This window comes from Streptomyces sp. NPDC002104, from assembly GCF_053593795.1.
The window spans coordinates 1-1,228 of the sequence record NZ_JBSFDF010000120.1 but is presented as its reverse complement, the minus strand read 5'-3'; the positions used below and the strand labels follow the sequence as shown (position 1 = coordinate 1,228).

The 1,228-nt window shown below is 66.4% G+C and carries 1 protein-coding gene; it reads right to left on the bottom strand.

Annotated elements, in window-relative coordinates; all coding sequences use genetic code 11:
* Positions 1–229 precede the first annotated feature (229 nt).
* Positions 230–964: a bleomycin resistance protein gene (locus tag ACWCP2_RS38175; RefSeq protein ID WP_450913129.1), complete on the bottom strand. Its 735-nt coding sequence runs from the start codon at positions 962–964 to the stop codon at positions 230–232.
* Positions 965–1,228 lie beyond the last annotated feature (264 nt).

Sequence of the window (1,228 nt, the reverse complement as noted above, 5' to 3'; positions counted from 1 at the left end):
TTGTCGCGGATGCGCAGCCCCCTTGGGCCGGTGGGCATCTGGACACCGCCCCGGCAGGACCGTGACCTCAGCCAGTACGGAGGCGCGGGGCGGTCAGAGCATCCAGGGACGGGCGTCTGGACACCCTTCCCGAGACCGTCGCCCGCCAACACGAGTGCAAGGGGGACATACATGCCCTTGGGGTCGGGGGGCGCGACAGATCGCTACGCACTCCCGCTCGGCTCAGCGACTACCGACCGTCTGTGGCTGATCTGGAGGGGGCGTCAGGGAGGTTGGCGCGGAGGTCCTCGGCGCGGAGGAGGTCGTCGGCCAGAGAGGTGCGGTCGGGGGTCTGGAGGGGGATCTGGCCGGCCTCGGAGAGCAGGCGGGCGGCGAGGGGGGCGTCGTCGAGGTGGACGGCCATGGCGGCGCGGAGGATGAGGGCCTTTACGCGGGCCGGGGGAGGGACGTCGGAGGAAAGGAGGCGGTCGAGGATCTTGGCTGCGGCTGGGTAGTCCTCTTTGGAATCGCCGAGCAATGAGGCCATGTGGAGGGCCTTCGCCACCGGTTCCTTGGGAACCGGGGAGTGGTGGAGATCTTCGCTGATCGGTTGGCCGATGCGAATGCTGTTGCCGCCGGGGTCCGCCATGATGAACTGCCGAACCCCATAGGTGGTGTCCTTCAGCGGACCGATCCGCGGAAGGCCACGGGTCGGGATCTTCCCCAGTTCTTGCTTCAGTCCGCTACGGAACTTCGCGTACAAACCGTCGACGTCGTCGGTCGTGATGTAGCACGCGCCGTACGAAGCGGCCGGATCGAAGCCTTTCATTGCCGCGAACTGCAACTCGACGTCACCGTGCCGCACGACGGCATAGGCATACGGACGTTCCTGGTAGAACGTGACCTCGAAACCTATGGCCTTGTAGAAGTCGACCGTCTCCGGGATGGACCTGCAGGGGAGTATCGCCGCCAGTTTCTCGCTCATCCTCCGACCGTAGGACCAAGCCCGTCAGCTAGTCAAACTTGAATAGTTCCCTTGCTTAGCCAGCCACGGCCGGTCCGCAGTCGCTGGGCCGAGCGGGAGTGCGTAGCGATCTGCTGCGTAGGTCGGCGTCACGGGAAGGGTGTCCAGACGCCCGTCCCTGGATGCTCTGATCGCCCTCCGCGTCTGTTCTGGCTGAGGTCATGGTCCTGCCGGGGCGGTGTCCAGATGCCCACCGGCCGGAGAGGGCCCACAGGGAAGCGACTG